The organism is Serratia sp. Z4 (assembly GCF_009900725.1).
Classification (GTDB): Bacteria; Pseudomonadota; Gammaproteobacteria; order Enterobacterales; family Enterobacteriaceae; genus Serratia; species Serratia nematodiphila.
The window spans coordinates 113,739-130,816 of the sequence record NZ_JAAABD010000002.1; the positions used below are offsets into that span (position 1 = coordinate 113,739).

Consider the following 17,078-nt stretch of genomic DNA (forward strand, 5'->3'; position numbering starts at 1 on the left):
GAGTATTTAGGATAATGTTAATTAAACGGCCATTTATAAAAACGGCTGATATAAATCAGCCGTTTTTTATTTTTCAGTGTTCGAGAATGTAGACGTTTTTATCGTATAAGGCGCCCTGACGAGTAAAGTCGATCCCCTTCACGTAAGGTTTGATGAGCGTGGCGTTGGCTTCGTAGTACACCGGCGCGACCGGCGTATCGACGGCCAGCACCGCCTCGGCCTGCTGGAAATATTGCTGCACCTGCTGCGGTGTCGGCGCCGCCGTCGCCTGATGCAGAATGCGATCGTACTCCGGATTGCGGTATTTGGGGCTGTTCTCGCTGCTGTCGGAACGGAACACGTTCAGGAAAGTAGACGGATCGTTGTAATCCGCCAGCCAGCGGGTAAAGGCCACGCCGTACTGCCCGCGGTTGATATTGTCCAGCGTGACTTTGCGCTCCTGGCTTTGCAAGGTGGCCTCTGCGCCGAGGTTCTTTTTCCACATGGCGGCGGCGGCGATGACGATCTTCTTAATGGTGGCGTCATTGCTGTACAGCACGGTAAAGCGCAGCGGATGCTCGGCGTTGAAACCGGCCTGCGCCAGCAGTTGCTTCGCCTGGGCGTGGCGTTGTTCCGGCGTCAAACCGGCCGCGGCGCCGGGCTGCAGGCTATAGCCGCCCGCCCCAGTTGGGGTAAAGGTCCAGGCCGGCTGCTGGCCGTATCCCAACACTTTGCCGGCGATAATCTCTTTGTCCAGCGCCAGGTTCAGCGCCTGGCGCACCCGCACGTCGTTAAACGGCGCCTGGCGGTTGTTGAAGGCGAAATAGCTGGTGGAGAGCAGCGGATAGGTCACCAGCTGTTGCTCGCCGAGCGTTTTTTTCAGCTGCTGATACAGCTCCGGCGGCGTGGTATACCCCAGCTCAACCTCACCGGCGCGAAAACGCGCCACTTCCGGGAAGCCCTGGATCGGCAAGAAGGTGACCTTGTTGAGCACGGTATTGGCGTTATCCCAATACTGCGGGTTACGTTCCACCACCACCTTTTCGTTCACCACCCACTGGCTGAGGCGGAACGCCCCGTTGCCGACAAAGTGCGCCGGCTGCGTCCAGTTTTTGCCGTACTGCTCCACCACCTTGCGGTTAACCGGCAAAACCGGGAAATGCACCAGTTGCTTGAGCAGATAGGAATTAGGCTCCGACAGCGTCACCTGCAGAGTGTGCGCATCCAGCGCCTTGACGCCCAGCTCGCTCGGCGGTTTGCTGCCGGCGTTGATCGCCGCCGCATTCAGCACGTAGGCCGAAGCCAGATAGCTGCCGTACGGCGAGGCGGTTTTCGGATCGGTGAGGCGCCGCCAGCTGTAAACGAAATCGTCGGCGGTCACCGGATCGCCGTTCGACCATTTGGCCTGCGGCCGCAGATGGAAAGTCCAGACGTTGCCCTGATGCTCCCACGTCTGCGCCAATGCCGGGATCACTTCACCGTCTTTTCCGACGCGCAGCAAGCCTTCGAACAGATCGTTGAAGATGTAGAACTCCACATTGCTTTCGGCCAGGTTTGGATCCAGCGTCGCCGGTTCATACCCGTTGGCGCGCACCAGTTCTTGCACCGCCGCCAGTTTAACGCCTGCCGGCACCTCGGCGGCATGGGCAGCCGTAGCGTTAAAAGCCAGGAGGATTAAACCAGCCAGTTTCTTGCCATTAAATGAATATTTCACGTCGATATCCCTGATTAGTGTTTTATCGCGTTTAATATGCAATGAGGCAGTGGAATAAATTAAATCATTAATCGCTATGAGTCATAACCAAAAGCGGTGTTGAATTTCTTTCATTATCAAAGAAGTACTGACGACAGAACGATGAAAAACACGAGGATAAACGCGGAGACCGGCATTGCCGTCAGGAACGCCGTGAACCGGCGGTGACATAAATTCAGGCAATCAATACAGATTATTCCAGCCGAAGCTTAACTTATCCTTAGGGCAATTCATTTTGTGAGCGATCGTCAAAAATAATTTAATACGAATCGTTTTCACTATCATTATTGATGTTCTTGGCTAAAATCGGCCTGCTTGCGCTCGCCAGGCGATATTCGTTTTCTTCATTCGAACGCTAAAAAGGATAACTGCATGAAGCTGCGTATTTCATCTCTCGGCCCCGTCGCCCTGCTCGCCTCCTCAATGATGCTGGCCTTTGGCGCTCAGGCGGCCTCCGCCGACCAGGGCATCGTTATTTATAACGCCCAGCATGAAAATCTGGTGAAATCCTGGGTCGACGGATTTACCAAAGACACCGGCATTAAGGTGACGCTGCGCAACGGCGGCGACAGCGAACTGGGCAACCAACTGGTACAGGAAGGCAGCGCTTCACCTGCCGACGTGTTTCTGACGGAAAACTCCCCGGCGATGGTGTTGGTGGATAACGCCAAGCTGTTCGCCCCGCTGGATGCCGCCACGCTGGCGCAGGTGGAACCACAATATCGCCCAAGCCACGGCCGCTGGATCGGCATCGCCGCCCGCTCTACCGTATTTGTTTATAACCCGGCCAAACTGAGCGACGCGCAGCTGCCGAAGTCACTGCTGGATCTGGCCAAGCCGGAATGGAAAGGCCGCTGGGCCGCTTCGCCGTCGGGCGCCGATTTCCAGGCGATCGTCAGCGCGCTGCTGGAGCTGAAAGGCGAGAAAGCCACGCTGGACTGGCTGAAAGCGATGAAAACCAACTTTACCGCCTATAAAGGCAACAGCACGGTGATGAAAGCGGTCAATGCCGGCCAGATCGACAGCGGCGTGATCTATCACTACTACCCGTTCGTGGACGGCGCGAAAACCGGCGAGAACAGCAACAACATCAAGCTGTATTACTTCAAACATCAGGATCCGGGCGCCTTCGTCAGCATCTCCGGCGGCGGCGTGCTGGCTTCCAGCAAGCATCAGCAGCAGGCGCAGGCGTTCATCAAGTGGATCACCGGCAAACAGGGCCAGGAGATCCTGCGCACCAACAACGCCTTCGAATACGCCGTCGGCGTCGGTGCGGCCTCTAACCCGAAACTGGTGCCGCTGAAAGATCTGGACGCACCGAAGGTAGACGCCGCGCAGTTGAACAGTAAGAAAGTTGTCGAACTGATGACCGAGGCGGGCCTGCTGTAAGGCCCGCCGGCAAACCGAGAGTTTTTGATCGTTATGTCAAACCTGAGTACCCACGCCGCGCAGACCGCGCGGCGTTATTCTGTTGTCCCCCGTCACCCGCGGCCAGGGGCGATCGTGGTGGTCAGCGCCGTGTTGCTGTCGTTGCTGGCGCTGCTGCCGTTGGGATTCGTTATCGGCGTGGCGGTTGAAACCGGCTGGCAAACGGTCAAAGCACTGGTTTTCCGCCCGCGTGTGGCGGAGCTGCTGTTGAATACCCTGCTGTTGGTGGTGCTGACGCTGCCGATCTGCGCCGTGCTGGGCGTGGCCCTGGCCTGGTTGACCGAACGCACCACGCTGCCGGGCCGCCGTCTCTGGGCGGTATTGGCGACCGCGCCGCTGGCGGTGCCGGCCTTTGTGCAAAGCTATGCCTGGATCAGCCTGGTGCCGTCGATGCACGGCCTGGGTGCTGGCGTTTTCATCTCGGTGCTCGCTTACTTTCCGTTTATCTACCTGCCTGCCGCCGCCGTGCTGCGCCGCCTGGATCCCGGTATCGAGGACGTCGCCACCTCACTCGGCTCCCGGCCGCCGGCGGTGTTTTTCCGCGTGGTGCTGCCGCAGCTGAAACTGGCGGTCTGGGGCGGCTCGCTGCTGATCGCGTTGCACTTGCTGGCGGAGTATGGCCTGTACGCCATGATCCGTTTCGATACCTTCACCACCGCCATCTTCGATCAGTTCCAGTCGACCTTCAACGGCCCGGCGGCCAACATGCTGGCCGGCGTGTTGGTGCTGTGCTGCCTGGGGCTGCTGTTGCTTGAGGCCATAAGCCGTGGCCGCGCACGCTATGCCCGCGTCGGTTCCGGCAGCGCCCGCAGCCAAACGCCGCGCCGCCTTTCGCCGCCGCTCGCCGCGCTGGCGCTGCTGCTGCCGATCGCGCTGACTGCGCTGGCGTTGGGCGTGCCTTTCATTACCCTGGCCCGCTGGCTGTGGCTGGGCGGCCTCGACGTATGGCGCAACGCCGATCTGTGGCCCGCGCTGTGGCAAACGCTGTCGCTGTCCGCCGCCGGCGCGCTGCTGATCACCCTGTGCGCCATTCCGATGGCCTGGCTGTCGGTACGCTATCCGGCCCGGCTGTATCGGGTGCTGGAAGGCTGCAACTACGTGACCAGCTCGCTGCCCGGCATCGTGGTGGCGCTGGCGCTGGTGACCATCACCATTCACAGCTTCCGGCCGATTTACCAGACCGAAATCACCCTGCTGCTGGCGTATCTGCTGATGTTTATGCCGCGGGCGCTGATCAATCTGCGCGCCGGTATCGCACAGGCGCCGGTGGAATTGGAAAACGTGGCGCGCAGCCTGGGCAAATCGCCGGCGCAGGCGCTGTGGAGCACCACGCTGCGGCTGGCGGCGCCGGGCGCCGCTGCGGGCGCGGCGCTGGTATTCCTGGCGATCGCCAATGAACTGACCGCCACGCTGCTGCTGGCGCCGAACGGCACCCGCACGCTGGCCACCGGCTTCTGGGCGCTGACCAGCGAGATAGACTACGTTGCCGCCGCGCCTTATGCGCTAATTATGGTGGCGCTGTCGCTGCCGCTCACCTGGCTTCTTTATTCTCAATCTAAACGCACGGCGGGACTATGAGCACGCTCGAACTGCACGGTATCGGAAAATCTTACAACGCCATCAGAGTGCTGGAACGCATTGACCTGCAGGTTACCGCCGGCAGCCGCACGGCGATCGTCGGCCCTTCCGGCTCCGGCAAAACCACTCTGCTGCGCATCATCGCCGGCTTTGAAATCCCCGACGGCGGCCAGATCCTGCTGCAGGGGCAAGCCATGGGCAACGGTGGCGGCTGGGTGCCTGCACACCTGCGCGGCATCGGCTTCGTTCCGCAGGATGGCGCGCTGTTCCCGCACTTTACCGTCGCCGGCAACATCGGTTTTGGCCTCAAGGGCAGCAAACGCGAGAAACAGCATCGCATCGAGGCGTTAATGGAGATGGTGGCGCTGGATCGCCGTCTGGCGGCCCTGTGGCCGCATGAACTGTCCGGCGGGCAGCAGCAGCGGGTCGCGCTGGCGCGTGCTCTGTCGCAGCAACCCCGGCTGATGCTGCTGGACGAGCCGTTCTCGGCGCTGGATACCGGCCTGCGCGCCGCCACCCGAAAAGCGGTGGCCGAACTGCTGACGGAGGCCAAAGTAGCGTCGATCCTGGTCACCCACGATCAGAGCGAGGCGCTGTCGTTCGCCGATCAGGTGGCGGTGATGCGCAATGGCCGGCTGGCGCAGGTGGGCGCGCCGCAGGATCTTTATCTGCGCCCGGTCGATGAACCGACCGCCAGCTTCCTTGGCGAAACGCTGGTGTTGGCCGCCGAACTGGCGCACGGCTGGGCCGACTGCGCACTGGGGCGCATCGCCGTCGACGATCGCCAACGCAGCGGCCCGGCGCGCATCATGCTGCGCCCGGAGCAGATTCAAATCGGCTTGTCCGATCCGGCGCAGCGCGGCCAGGCGGTGATCACCGGCATCGATTTCGCCGGCTTCGTCTCTACGCTCAACCTGCGGATGGTCGCCGGCGGCGCGCAAATCGAGATCAAAACCGTCAGCCGCGAAGGCCTGCAGCCCGGTGCTCAGGTCACTCTCAACGTGATGGGCCAGGCGCATATTTTCGCCGGCTGACTCACTTAAGGCCGGGCTGCTCCCCGGCCTTCTCAGCGGCAAATCTTGTCGCGGCGCGGCTTTTTCGGCGCCAGCAGATAATCCACCACGCTTTCGTCAACGCAGCTGTCGATGCCGTTCAGCGCCAGCGTATGCCCGTCGCGTTCGCGGGTGATCAGCGGGCTTTTAAAGGCGGCGGCCATCACTTGCGCGTTGCGGTACGGGGTAGTCGGATCGTAGCGCTGGGCAACGAACAGCAGCGGCGGCAACGCGGCGGACGCAGCCGGGGTATGCGGCCGATCTTTGCCGCGGTACGGCCACAGATCGCACATTTCCAGCGGGTATTCGTGCAGCGGCAGATAGTGGGCATACAAAGCGGCGGTATTGATCTCCTGCCGCTGCCGGCGCAACTGCTGCGGATCGGCCGTCGGGTTGGCGACGTCGGCGCAGGTGATGACGTTCAGGGCGTCATCGGCATCCGGCGAATAGCTTTCGTCGATCAGATCGGAAACCTGCTGCCCGGCGATGCCGGCATCGAGCTGGCGCAGCACGGTGGCCAGCTCATGCCAGCGCTCCGGCCACAGCAGCAGCGAACGCGTGACCGTCAACACGTCGTCGGCGGAGATTTCATAGCCTGCCGCAGTGACGAACGGCTGCTCGTGCAGCTTGCGCAGCAAGGCGTGATAGCGCTGCAGCGCCTGATTGGCGCCGCCGCCCAGCTGACAGCTGTCGGTTTTACCGCAGTAGGCGGCGAAGCGCAGGAAGCTTTGCTGGAAACCCCGTTCCTGGTTCAGCCGCTGGGTGAAATCGTCCTCAGCCAGATCCACCACCCCGTCGAGCACCAGCGCGCGCGTTTTCTTCGGAAAACGCTCGGCATACAGCGCCGCCACCTTGGTGCCGTAAGAGTACGCCACCGCCGTCAGCCCTGGCTCGCCCAGCGCGTGGCGGATCGCATTCAGATCGTTGACCGCTTCGTCGGTGCCGATATGTTGCAGCACGTCCGCGCCGGTCTGTTTGATGCAGGCGGCAATCAGGGCGCGCGTCTGGTTCTCCGCGCCGGCCACGTCGTTGTCGTCCGGTTCAGGGCGTTCGTCACCTTCGGCCAGCTGGCAGGAGATTTTCGGCGTCGATTGGCCGACGCCGCGCGGATCGTAACCGATGATGTCGTAGGATTTACGCAGCCTGGCGACGTGGGCGTCGTTGCCTAAATAGGGGTTGATGCCCGGCAGGCCCGGCCCGCCGCTGATCGTCACCACGCTGCCCTTTTTCGGCCCGGTGGCGGGCAGCAGGGTCAGCGCCAGGCGCACGGTCTGTTCGCCCGCCTGCACGGTATGAGCGGGCGGCGTGGCGTACGCCAGCGGCACCTCGAGATAGCCACAGCGCAGCCCCGGCGGCGGCGCCTCATCGAACCAACGCTGAAAGCCGCTGTTGAGACAAGATTGCCAACGAATGCCGTTTCCGGCCGCCGCCCCGTGGAGCGCAGGCTTAGCCTGAGCGGGCAACGCGGCGGCAGTCGCGGCGGCAGTCGCGGCGAGCAGCGCCAGAATACGCAGTACTGACATGGGGAGTCCTTTCAACTCAACGAATCGGTCAAAGGGTAACGGTACCCGGTTAAACCGCTAGCCAATAGAACACAAAAAGCCGCGCGGGTGAAGCCGTCACCGCGCGCCCGGCAAGACTTTTCTCTGCTCGGATTGCTCTTATAACGCACAGAATGCTGCAAAAAACGTCGTTTGCCTGCTAGGCTTAGGGTTCATTATCCCACAAGGAACAGGAGAGCAGCATGTTTGGAAAAGCGGAAGACAAAGCCAATGAAGCCGCAGGCGCGGTAGAAGAAGCGTTCGGCAAAGCCGTTGATTCGCCGGAGCATCAGGTGCGCGGCGCGGCGCGCAAATACGCCTCCCAGGCCAGCTATGCCGCCCGAGACGCCGCGGACAGCGTAAGAACGCAGGTGGAAGCCAACCCGCTGGCCGGCGTGGCCGTTGCGGCGGCGGTCGGCATCGTTTTCGGCTTCCTGCTGGGACGCAAATAAGCGGCGAACGCGCCGTTCGACAACAGGCCCATTACGGGCCTTTTTTTCGCCTTTTCTTCGCCTGCGCGCAAACTTTCATCTATCACAGCCATCGCTTAAAAAAACCAACGCCTTCAACTACGATTAGTTTGTGACCAGAGCGAGGCTCTGCGATCCGACGGATAACCCTATGAGGATTATCACCATTATCCATGCTGTTTAAGCCGCTCTCCTTCACGCGGCTAAGAAAGGTTGATTATGGCTCGCACCACCCCTATCGAACGTTACCGCAATATCGGCATCTCCGCGCATATCGATGCCGGCAAGACCACCACCACCGAGCGGATTCTGTTTTACACCGGGGTCAGCCACAAGCTGGGTGAAGTGCATGACGGCGCGGCGACCATGGACTGGATGGCGCAGGAACAGGAGCGCGGCATCACCATCACCTCGGCGGCCACCACCTGCTTCTGGAACGGCATGCAGCATAACTATCCGCAGCACCGCATCAATATCATCGACACCCCCGGGCACGTCGATTTCACCATTGAAGTGGAACGCTCGATGCGCGTGCTGGACGGCGCCGTGATGGTCTATGACTCGGTGGGCGGCGTGCAGCCGCAGTCGGAAACCGTCTGGCGCCAGGCCAACAAGTACAAGGTGCCGCGGCTGGCGTTCGTCAACAAGATGGACCGCATCGGCGCGGATTTTTTCCGCGTGCGTAAAATGATGATCGAGCGCCTGAAAGCCAACCCGGTGCCGATCGTTATCCCCATCGGCGCCGAAGACCGCTTCAGCGGCGTGGTGGATCTGGTGCGGATGAAGGCCATTCTGTGGGACGAGGCCTCGCAGGGCATGAACTTCAGCTTCGAAGAGATCCCGGCAGAGCTGCGCGATTCGGCGCAGGAATGGCGTGAAAACATGATTGAGGCCGCCGCCGAAGCCTCGGAAGAACTGATGGAGAAATACCTCAATCAGGTGCCGCTGAGCGAAGAGGAGATCGTCCACGGGCTGCGGGTGCGCACCGTCGCCGGTGAAATCCAGCCGATGCTGTGCGGCTCGGCGTTTCGCAACAAAGGGGTGCAACGCATGCTGGACGCGGTGATCGAGCTGATGCCCTCGCCGCTCGATGTGCCGCCGATGGAAGGCCACGGCGAACACGATGAAATCATCAGCCGCAAAGCCGACGACAACGAAAAGTTCTCGGCGCTGGCGTTCAAGCTGATGACCGATCCGTTCGTCGGCCAGCTGACCTTCGTGCGCGTCTACTCCGGGGTGCTGGCCAAAGGCAGCAGCGTTTACAACCCGATCAAAGGCAAAAAGGAGCGCATCGGCCGCATCGTGCAAATGCATGCCAACGATCGTAAGGACATCGACGAGCTGCACGCCGGCGACATCGCCGCCTGCGTCGGCCTGAAGGACGTCACCACCGGCGATACGCTGTGCGATCCCGGCGCCATCATTACGCTGGAGCGCATGACCTTCCCCGAGCCGGTGATAGCCCAGGCGATCGAGCCGAAAACCAAGGGCGACCAGGAGAAAATGGGCATCGCGCTGCAGCGCCTCTCTTCGGAAGATCCGTCGTTCCGGGTGCGCACCGATGAAGAATCCGGCCAGACCATTATCTACGGCATGGGCGAGCTGCACCTGGAGATTATCGTCGATCGCATGCGCCGTGAATTCGGGGTGGAGACCACCACCGGCAAGCCGCAGGTGTCGTACCGCGAAACCATCCGCAAGCGGGTGGCCGACGTGGAAGGCAAGTTCGTGCGCCAGTCCGGCGGTAAAGGGCAATACGGCCATGTGGTGCTGACCGTCGAGCCGAACGAACCCGGCAAAGGCTTCGAGTTCTTCGATGAGATCAAGGGCGGCGTCATTCCCGGCGAGTTTATCCCGGCGGTGAAAAAAGGCGTGCTCGAGGCGCTGAACAACGGCGTGCTGGCCGGTTATCAGGTAGTGGACGTCAAGGTGCACCTGACCTTCGGTTCTTACCATGACGTCGACTCGTCGGAACAGGCGTTTCGCATGGCGGCGATCTTCGGCTTCAAGGAAGCTTGCCGTCTGGCGGATCCGGTGATCCTGGAGCCCATCATGTCGGTGGAGGTGGAAACGCCGGAGGATTACGCCGGCAACGTGATGGGCGATCTCTCCTCACGCCGCGGTCTGGTGCAGGGCATGGAAGAGATCCCGGGTGGCGGCGGCAAGGAAATACGCGCCAAGGTGCCGCTGTCCGAGATGTTCGGCTACTCGACCACCCTGCGTTCGATGTCGCAGGGCCGCGCCACCTACACCATGGAATTCAGCCACTACGCCGAAGCGCCGCGCAACGTGGCCGAAGAGATCATTCACCACAGCAAGCGTTAACCCTCACGCCCGCCGCTGCGGCGGGCGTCACCTCGGATTGTCCTCCAGCGCCACCACCACCGGTTGCGGCTTGATGCGCATGGCGTACACCACGCCGGCGATCAAACAGACGATGCCTGCCAGCGTCAGCAACGGCGGCCAGGCCTGGCGCAGCAGAAAGGTATACGCCAACCCCGCCAGAATTTCGAACACGATGAGCGGCCCCACCAACACCGTCGGCAGCCGCTGGCTGGCTTCGTTCCAGCACAGCGCCCCCAGCCAGGAGCAGAACACGCCGATGATCAGCATCAGTGGAATAAACACCTCGGGGCGCGGGCCGAACGGCAAGGCGAACGCCGGCTCGCTCAATGCCAATTGGCCGCAGACTGCCAGATAGCCCAGCAGCGCCAGCGGCAGCGTCACCAGCCCCTGCGCCGTGGCCCAGGTGGCCGGCCGCTGCGTCGGATTCTCCCGCAGCCAGCGTGAATTGCGCAGCGGGAACCAGGTCCAGCACGCCACCGCCAACACGGCCAGCCCAAGACCGCTGAGATAGCGCCAGCCGTCGATCGATACCGCATTGCCGCGTAGCTCGGCGACGTTCACGCACGCCAATCCACAGACGATCAGCAGCAGCGCCGGCGCCAGCTTGCTCCAGGCCAGGCGCCCGTCGTGCCGGCCGTAAAACAGGTTGGCGCAGATGGCGATCACCACCGGCAAGGTGCCGATGATCATGGTCGAGACCGGTGCGCCGGTGCGCTGAATGGCGCTGGCCAGGCACAGGTAGTACAGCAGATTGCCGATGGCCGTCAGCTTGAGCGCTTCCAGCCAATCCTGGCGCCGCAGCTTGCGCAGGCGGCGGCGATCAAACCAGGCCAGCGGCAAGGTAATCAGCCCAAAGGCCAGATAGCGCCCGGTGGACTGCAGCGCGGCGGGATAGTCCGGCACCAGCAGCGGGCCGACGAAAATCAGTCCCCACATCAGCCCGGCGGCCAGGGCAAACACAACGCCAATGAACATAACGACTCCGACAAACGGCCGGCGCGGCCAACCCGCCCGACAAGACAGCGGCAGAGTAACGAAAACGCGGGGAGGAATGATTGTAGCAGGTTGCTGTTTTAGCCCAATTTCACCTGTTTCTGGAAACGCACCGGCGTGACGCCGTAACGGTTAGCGAACGCGCGCGTCAGGTGCGCCTGATCGGTCAACCCCGCCGCCGCCGCCACCTGTGCGGCGGGCATGCCGCGCTCCAGCATGCGTTTAGCCTGCGACAGCCGGATCGCCATCAGCATCTGCTGCGGAGAGACGTGATATTCGGCCTTGAACTTGCGCTGGAAATGGTACGGGCTGAGCGAGACCAGATCGGCCAGTTGGTGGAGGGTTACGGCCTCGGCGTAATTATCGTGCAGGTAGCTTTTCACCACCTCGAAACGGTGCGCCGCCTCGGCTTTCTCTCGCTGCCCGGTGCGGATATGCGGGTGCAGCAACTCGACGGCCTCCAGCAGCAGGCCGTCGAGCGTAAGCGGATCCTCGGTTTGCCACAGCATGGCGAGAATGGCGGACAGGCGCTGCGCCGCCCGCGGATCGTGGCGCACCGCCTCGGTAAACCACTGGCTCCGATCGCCGGACAGCTGCTCCAGCGCCTCGGGCGCCAGATAGAGCATGCGGTAACACCAACCGCCCGGCGTTTCGGCTTCGCCGGTGTGCAGCTCGTCCGGGTTCATCAATACCAGCGCGCCCGGCGCCGCTAAATGCTGCGCCCCGCGATAGCGAAAACGCTCCGCCCCGGTGTCCACGGTGCCGATGGCGAAGGCGTCATGGGTATGCGGCTCGAAGGCATAGCGCTCAATGTGCGCCTGATAGAGTTCGACGCCGGGCAGATGCGACAAATGCCGGAACTGCGCGCAATCCTTCTCGAACGGAAACTGTTGTGGAACCCCTTGCACCCGACCTCCTCATCCGTGCTGACAATCTGCTCAGCATAGCCAAAACATCGCCGATTGAGTAGCCGCCCTGGTCCTTTCGTGCCCCTCGCCTGGACGATCGCCGCCATTCGGCGTAGGGTTAAGGTCCCTGTCCCATTCAGGCGCGCCGCATCGCAAAACTCAGCGGCCCCTGACCACTCCGTAAACAAGAGGCAACAATGTATCCGGATACTCAACTGTATATCGATGGACAATGGCGCAACGCGCTGGCCGGGAAAACCCTGCCTGTCACCAACCCCGCCAGCGACGAGGTCATCGGTCAGGTGGCGCACGCCGCCACAGAGGATCTCGATCTGGCGCTGGCCGCCACCGAGCGCGGATTTAACCTCTGGCGCAACACCGCCGCACACCAGCGCGCCAACCTGATGCGCAAAGCCGCTGCACTGCTGCGCGAACGCGCCGACGCCATCGCCGCCATCATGACGCAGGAACAGGGCAAACCGGTGGCGCAGGCCAAGATTGAAATTCTCAACGCCGCCGACGTTATCGACTGGTTCGCCGGCGAAGCCACCCGTACCTACGGGCAGATCATTCCGTCCCGCGCCCGCGACGTGCAGCAGCAAACCCTGAAACTGCCGGTCGGCCCGGTGGCCGCCTTCACGCCGTGGAACTTCCCGATTAACCAGATCGTGCGCAAGCTGTCCGCCGCGCTGGCGGCGGGCTGTTCCATCATCGTCAAAGGCCCGGAAGAAACCCCGGCCTCTCCGGCAGAGCTGATCAAAGCCTTCGCCGACGCCGGTATCCCAGCCGGGGTGATCGCGCTGGTGTACGGCACCCCGGCGGAAATCTCGGAATACCTGATCCCGCATCCGACCATTCGCAAGATCTCCTTCACCGGCTCCACCCGCGTGGGCAAACATCTGGCGGCGCTGGCCGGCCAGCATATGAAAAAGGCCACCATGGAGCTGGGCGGCCACGCGCCGGTGCTGATCTTTGACGACGCCGATCTCGACGCAGCGGCCAAAGAGCTGGCGCAGTCGAAGTTCCGCAACGCCGGCCAGGTCTGTATCGCCCCGACCCGCTTCCTGATCCAGCAAGGCGTTTATGAAGCCTTCGTGGAGAAATTCACCGCCGCCGTGCGTGAGCTCAAGCTCGGCAACGGGTTGGAAGACGGCGTGACGATGGGGCCGATGGTGCTGGGCCGCAGCGTCGACAATATCGAAGCGCTGGTGCAGGACGCCATCGCCCACGGGGCGAAGGCCAGCACCGGCGGCAAACGCGTGGCGGGCAAAGGCAACTTTTTCGAGCCGACGGTGCTGCGTGACGTGCCGCTGAGCGCGCGCGCGATGTCGGAAGAGCCGTTTGGCCCGGTCGCCCTGCTGCGCCCGTTCGCCACCTACGACGAGGCGATCGCCGAAGCCAACCGTCTGCCGTACGGGCTGGCCGCCTACGCCTACAGCCGCAACATCGCCACCGTCAATGCGCTGGGGCGCGACGTGGAGAGCGGCATGCTGAGCATCAACCACATCGGTTTTGGCCTGCCGGAAACGCCATTTGGCGGCGTGAAAGACTCCGGTCACGGCACCGAAGGCGGCAGCGAAGCGATCGAATCCTACCTGGAAACGCGCTTTGTCACCGTCGCCGGCCGTTAATCGCGTGTCTGATGAATAAGTGCGGGTAATGCTGGTTAGTTAGCGTTTTTCTGAACGTATTTGTGCAGTTTTCGGTCGATAAAGGTGAGATGCGCCATGAGGATCATACGCCTCGACCGAGCCAGGGGCCGAAGGCGCGGCCCCTGGCAACCCGCGCCTTTGCCCTATCAGACGGTTGGCTTTGCCAACTTCCCTCTCTCCGCCATACCGCATTGAGGCCGGTTGCGACAGGCGTCCCTGCCTGTCTCACCTGAAACCGCCGTCCATGGCGGTTTCTCCTAATGCGCTATGCCTGCGTTCGGCGTCTTCAAGGGCGCCCAACACCCTGCTTATCTCACTATTTTTATTGCTTTTCATAACGCAACATCAAACGAATGGGATAAGAATGGTTCATCGCATCTTAGCGTGAACTTTTTACTCGCAAGCCAGCTCGAACAGGCGCCGCGCCGCCGGGGTCAGCCCCAGCATGTGTATGCAGGCATGCACCATGCCCGGCAACCGTTCACAGCGTACCGACACGCCCGCCTCGCGCAGCCGCTGCGCATACTCCTCGGCCTCATCGCGCAGCGGATCATATTCGCAGCTCAGAATGGTGGCCGGCGGTAACCCGCGCAGCGTGGCGGCGTGCAGCGGTTCGCCGTAGGGTTCGCGCCGCTGAGCCAGATACTGCTGCCAACAAAATACCATCGCGTCGCGCGTCAGAAAGTGCCCCTCGGCAAACTCGCGATAGCTCCTCGTCGCCATTTCGCGGCTGAGCGCCGGATACAGCAGCAGCTGACGCTCGATATGCGGGCCGCCGCGATCCCGCGCCAGCAGCGCGACCGCCGCCGCCAGATTGCCCCCGGCGCTGTCGCCCCCCACCGCCAAGCGCTGCGCGTCGATCCCCAACTGCGGCGCCTGTTGCACCACCCAGCAGAGCGCCTGATAGACATCTTCCAGCGGCTGCGGAAACGGATACTCTGGCGCCAGACGATAGTCGACCGACAGGATCACCCGGCCGGTTGCGTTAGCCAGCGCCTGGCAGGGCTGGTCATACAGCGACAGCGAACCGAGGCACCAGCCGCCGCCGTGGGCGAACAGCATCGCCGGTTGTGCGGCAGCGTGCCTTTCCCCCGCCGGTAGATAAGCGCGCAGCGCAATCCGGTGCCCATCGGCGGCGACCACCGTATAGTCCCTGACGCCGCCGCTCGGTGCCGCTTCGCCCTGCAGCAAGCGCAAACCGGTTTCCGTGGCCGTGCGCATTTCCGCCAGCGACGCGGGTGGCAGTGCGTCGACCGATGCCGTCAAAAAGGCGGCGATGCGTTCATCAAGCGGCATGTTGTTCTCCCGCCAGGAACGGCGTAATCAGTGCGATAAACGCCTCATGACACTCCTCGGTGATGAAATGGCCGCAGCCGGCGACCGTTTCGCCCCGCAGATCGCGCGCATTGCCCTGCAGCGTCGTCAGCGGCGCGTCGCCGGTGGCGTGTTCCGCCCCCACGGTCAGCACCGGCATCGTCAATGGCGTGGCGGCGCGCACTCGGTTCTGGCGAACGGTCTCCGGGATCGCCCGGTAATAGTCGAATCCGGCGCGCAAGCCGCCCGGCGCCGAATAGGCGGCGATATAGACCTCAGCCGCCACCCGATCGCGCCGATAAGACCAGCGGTTGAAGATATAGCCAAGATACTCCCGTTCGCGCCCCTGGGTCAGGGTCTCCGGCAAATCCGCCAACTGGTTGAACATGAAATGCCACAGGAAGATGTTCTCCTCCGGCGCGACGAAAATCGGCGGCGGCGGCGCCAGACCGGGGATCACCGCCTCCGTCAGCACCAGGCGCTCCACCGCCTGCGGGAAATCGCTCGCCATGGCGTAACCGACCCACATGCCGATGTCGTGGCCGACCAGTTGGTAACGTTCGTGGCCCAGTTGCGCCATCATCGCGTGCAACGCCGCACCGATGCTGCCGGTGTCGTAACCGCCAGCGGGCTTGTCCGAATCGCCGATGCCCGGCGGATCGACGGCGATCGCCTGAAAACCGGCCGCCGCCAAGGCGCGCATCACATGGCGCCAGGTGTACCAGGTTTGCGGCCAGCCGGGGATCAGCAACACCGGCCGCCCTTCACCGGCTATCACGCAGTGGATACGTTGGCCATTGACCTGGGTATAGACGTGTTCCGCCCCGAGATCCTGCAACAGGATCTCGTTCTCTTGTTGTTTCATGGGGTTAACTCCCTGTGGGGTCAGGCTCAGCGAATGCCGAGCAACGCATTGATCTGCTGTGGGTTGACCGGCGCACCGGCGAAGTCATCGAACACTTTGTCGGTGACATGGATGATGCGATCGCGAATGAAGGCCGCGCCTTCGCGCGCGCCGTCCTGCGGATTTTTCAGGCAGCATTCCCACTCCAGCGTCGCCCAGCCCGAATAGCCGTACTGCGTCAAACGGGAAAAAATGCCGTTGAAATCGACCTGGCCGTCGCCCAGCGAGCGGAAGCGGCCGGCGCGATCGATCCATGACTGATAACCGCCGTAAATGCCCTGGCGGCCGGTCGGGTTGAACTCGGCGTCCTTAACGTGGAACATGCCGATAACCTCTTTATAGATATCGATAAACTCCAGATAGTTGAGCTGCTGCAGCACCATATGGCTCGGATCGAACAGCACCCGGCAACGCGGGTGGTGGCCGACGCGTTCCAGAAACATCTCGTAGGTCACGCCGTCATGCAGATCTTCACTCGGGTGAATTTCATAACATAGATTGATGCCCTGCTCCTCGCAGGCGTTGAGCACCGGCAGCCAGCGTTTGGCCAGCTCGTCGAACGCGGCGTCGATCAATCCTTCCGGGCGCTGCGGGAACGGGAACAGATAGGGCCAGGCCAGTGAACCGGAAAAGGTGCCCAGCTCGCTGAGCCCGAGCCGCGCCGAGGCTTTTACCGCCAGCAGCATTTGCTGCCGCGCCCACTCGCCGCGCGCTTTGGCATCGCCGTGCAGCGCCGGCGGCGCGAAGCTGTCGCACAGCGCATCGTAAGCCGGGTGCACCGCCATCAGTTGGCCGAAAATATGGCTGGTCAGTTCGCTGACCACCAACCCATGCTCCGCCAACATACCGGTCAGATCGTCGCAGTAGGTTTGGCTTTGCGCAGCGGTAGCCACGTCGAATAAACGCCGATCCCAGGCCGGGATCTGCAACGCGCTAAAACCGGTCTGCGCCGCCCACTCGGCAATGGCGGGCAGGCTGTTGAACGGCGCTGTCTCATCGCTGAACTGCGCGAGATGCAGGCTTGGACCTTTGAGGGTTTTCATCGTAAACTCCTATTGGTTGTCGATTGACAAACAATAGGAGCAAAGCGCAGCGACCGCAAGCGAAATTTATAAAGGCATTGGTATTCCCGCCGATTTAAGCGATCCTATGTCGCTGAA

General features: G+C 62.4%; 13 protein-coding genes. 6 read left to right on the forward strand and 7 right to left on the reverse strand.

The window, feature by feature from the left end:
- Positions 1 to 73 precede the first annotated feature (73 nt).
- Positions 74 to 1,693: an ABC transporter substrate-binding protein gene (locus GT753_RS08435; protein ID WP_160125504.1), complete on the reverse strand. Its 1,620-nt coding sequence runs from the start codon at positions 1,691 to 1,693 to the stop codon at positions 74 to 76.
- 411 nt (positions 1,694 to 2,104) lie between these two features.
- On the opposite strand from GT753_RS08435, the gene GT753_RS08440 reads away from it, so the two are divergent.
- Genes GT753_RS08440 through GT753_RS08450 form a run of 3 tightly spaced genes read left to right on the forward strand, consistent with a single transcriptional unit; the run spans position 2,105 to position 5,772 of the window.
- Positions 2,105 to 3,121 carry an iron ABC transporter substrate-binding protein gene (locus GT753_RS08440; RefSeq protein ID WP_004938115.1) on the forward strand — a complete coding sequence of 339 codons (1,017 nt, stop codon included), beginning with the start codon at positions 2,105 to 2,107 and terminating at the stop codon, positions 3,119 to 3,121.
- 33 nt (positions 3,122 to 3,154) lie between these two features.
- A complete protein-coding gene (locus GT753_RS08445; protein WP_031299659.1) occupies positions 3,155 to 4,738 on the forward strand; it encodes an iron ABC transporter permease in 1,584 nt (527 codons plus the stop codon).
- Positions 4,735 to 5,772, forward strand: coding sequence for an ABC transporter ATP-binding protein (locus tag GT753_RS08450; protein ID WP_076741217.1), 1,038 nt, complete (start codon positions 4,735 to 4,737; stop codon positions 5,770 to 5,772). The genes GT753_RS08445 and GT753_RS08450 overlap by 4 nt, the downstream gene beginning before the upstream one ends.
- A 32-nt stretch (positions 5,773 to 5,804) precedes the next feature.
- On the opposite strand, the gene GT753_RS08455 is transcribed toward GT753_RS08450, so the two are convergent.
- Positions 5,805 to 7,313 (reverse strand): alpha/beta hydrolase, encoded by a 1,509-nt coding sequence (locus GT753_RS08455; protein ID WP_160125505.1) that lies wholly within the window; start codon positions 7,311 to 7,313, stop codon positions 5,805 to 5,807.
- Positions 7,314 to 7,534: 221 nt separating this feature from the next.
- On the opposite strand from GT753_RS08455, the gene GT753_RS08460 reads away from it, so the two are divergent.
- Together GT753_RS08460 and fusA are read left to right on the forward strand one after the other, a co-directional pair.
- Positions 7,535 to 7,783: a DUF883 family protein gene (locus GT753_RS08460; protein ID WP_004938127.1), complete on the forward strand. Its 249-nt coding sequence runs from the start codon at positions 7,535 to 7,537 to the stop codon at positions 7,781 to 7,783.
- Between the two features lie 237 nt (positions 7,784 to 8,020).
- Positions 8,021 to 10,126 carry an elongation factor G gene (gene fusA / locus GT753_RS08465; protein ID WP_160125506.1) on the forward strand — a complete coding sequence of 702 codons (2,106 nt, stop codon included), beginning with the start codon at positions 8,021 to 8,023 and terminating at the stop codon, positions 10,124 to 10,126.
- A 27-nt stretch (positions 10,127 to 10,153) separates the two neighbouring features.
- Here the strand turns inward: fusA and GT753_RS08470 are convergent, their stop codons facing one another.
- Both GT753_RS08470 and GT753_RS08475 read right to left on the reverse strand, forming a co-directional pair.
- On the reverse strand, positions 10,154 to 11,122 hold the full coding sequence (locus GT753_RS08470; protein ID WP_160125507.1) for a DMT family transporter: 969 nt from the start codon (positions 11,120 to 11,122) through the stop codon (positions 10,154 to 10,156).
- Positions 11,123 to 11,220: 98 nt separating this feature from the next.
- Positions 11,221 to 12,048 carry an AraC family transcriptional regulator gene (locus tag GT753_RS08475; RefSeq protein WP_049240927.1) on the reverse strand — a complete coding sequence of 276 codons (828 nt, stop codon included), beginning with the start codon at positions 12,046 to 12,048 and terminating at the stop codon, positions 11,221 to 11,223.
- Positions 12,049 to 12,245: 197 nt separating this feature from the next.
- Here GT753_RS08475 and GT753_RS08480 point away from each other — a divergent pair, with 197 nt between their 5' ends.
- Positions 12,246 to 13,679: an NAD-dependent succinate-semialdehyde dehydrogenase gene (locus tag GT753_RS08480; protein WP_004938137.1), complete on the forward strand. Its 1,434-nt coding sequence runs from the start codon at positions 12,246 to 12,248 to the stop codon at positions 13,677 to 13,679.
- A gap of 414 nt (positions 13,680 to 14,093) precedes the next feature.
- Here the strand turns inward: GT753_RS08480 and GT753_RS08485 are convergent, their stop codons facing one another.
- The 3 genes from GT753_RS08485 to GT753_RS08495 are packed head-to-tail and all read right to left on the reverse strand — an operon-like array spanning position 14,094 to position 16,961.
- On the reverse strand, positions 14,094 to 14,996 hold the full coding sequence (locus GT753_RS08485; RefSeq protein WP_160125508.1) for an alpha/beta hydrolase: 903 nt from the start codon (positions 14,994 to 14,996) through the stop codon (positions 14,094 to 14,096).
- A complete protein-coding gene (locus GT753_RS08490; RefSeq protein WP_075684423.1) occupies positions 14,986 to 15,879 on the reverse strand; it encodes an alpha/beta fold hydrolase in 894 nt (297 codons plus the stop codon). The genes GT753_RS08485 and GT753_RS08490 overlap by 11 nt, the downstream gene beginning before the upstream one ends.
- A 26-nt stretch (positions 15,880 to 15,905) precedes the next feature.
- Positions 15,906 to 16,961 (reverse strand): sugar phosphate isomerase/epimerase, encoded by a 1,056-nt coding sequence (locus tag GT753_RS08495; RefSeq protein WP_160125509.1) that lies wholly within the window; start codon positions 16,959 to 16,961, stop codon positions 15,906 to 15,908.
- Positions 16,962 to 17,078 lie beyond the last annotated feature (117 nt).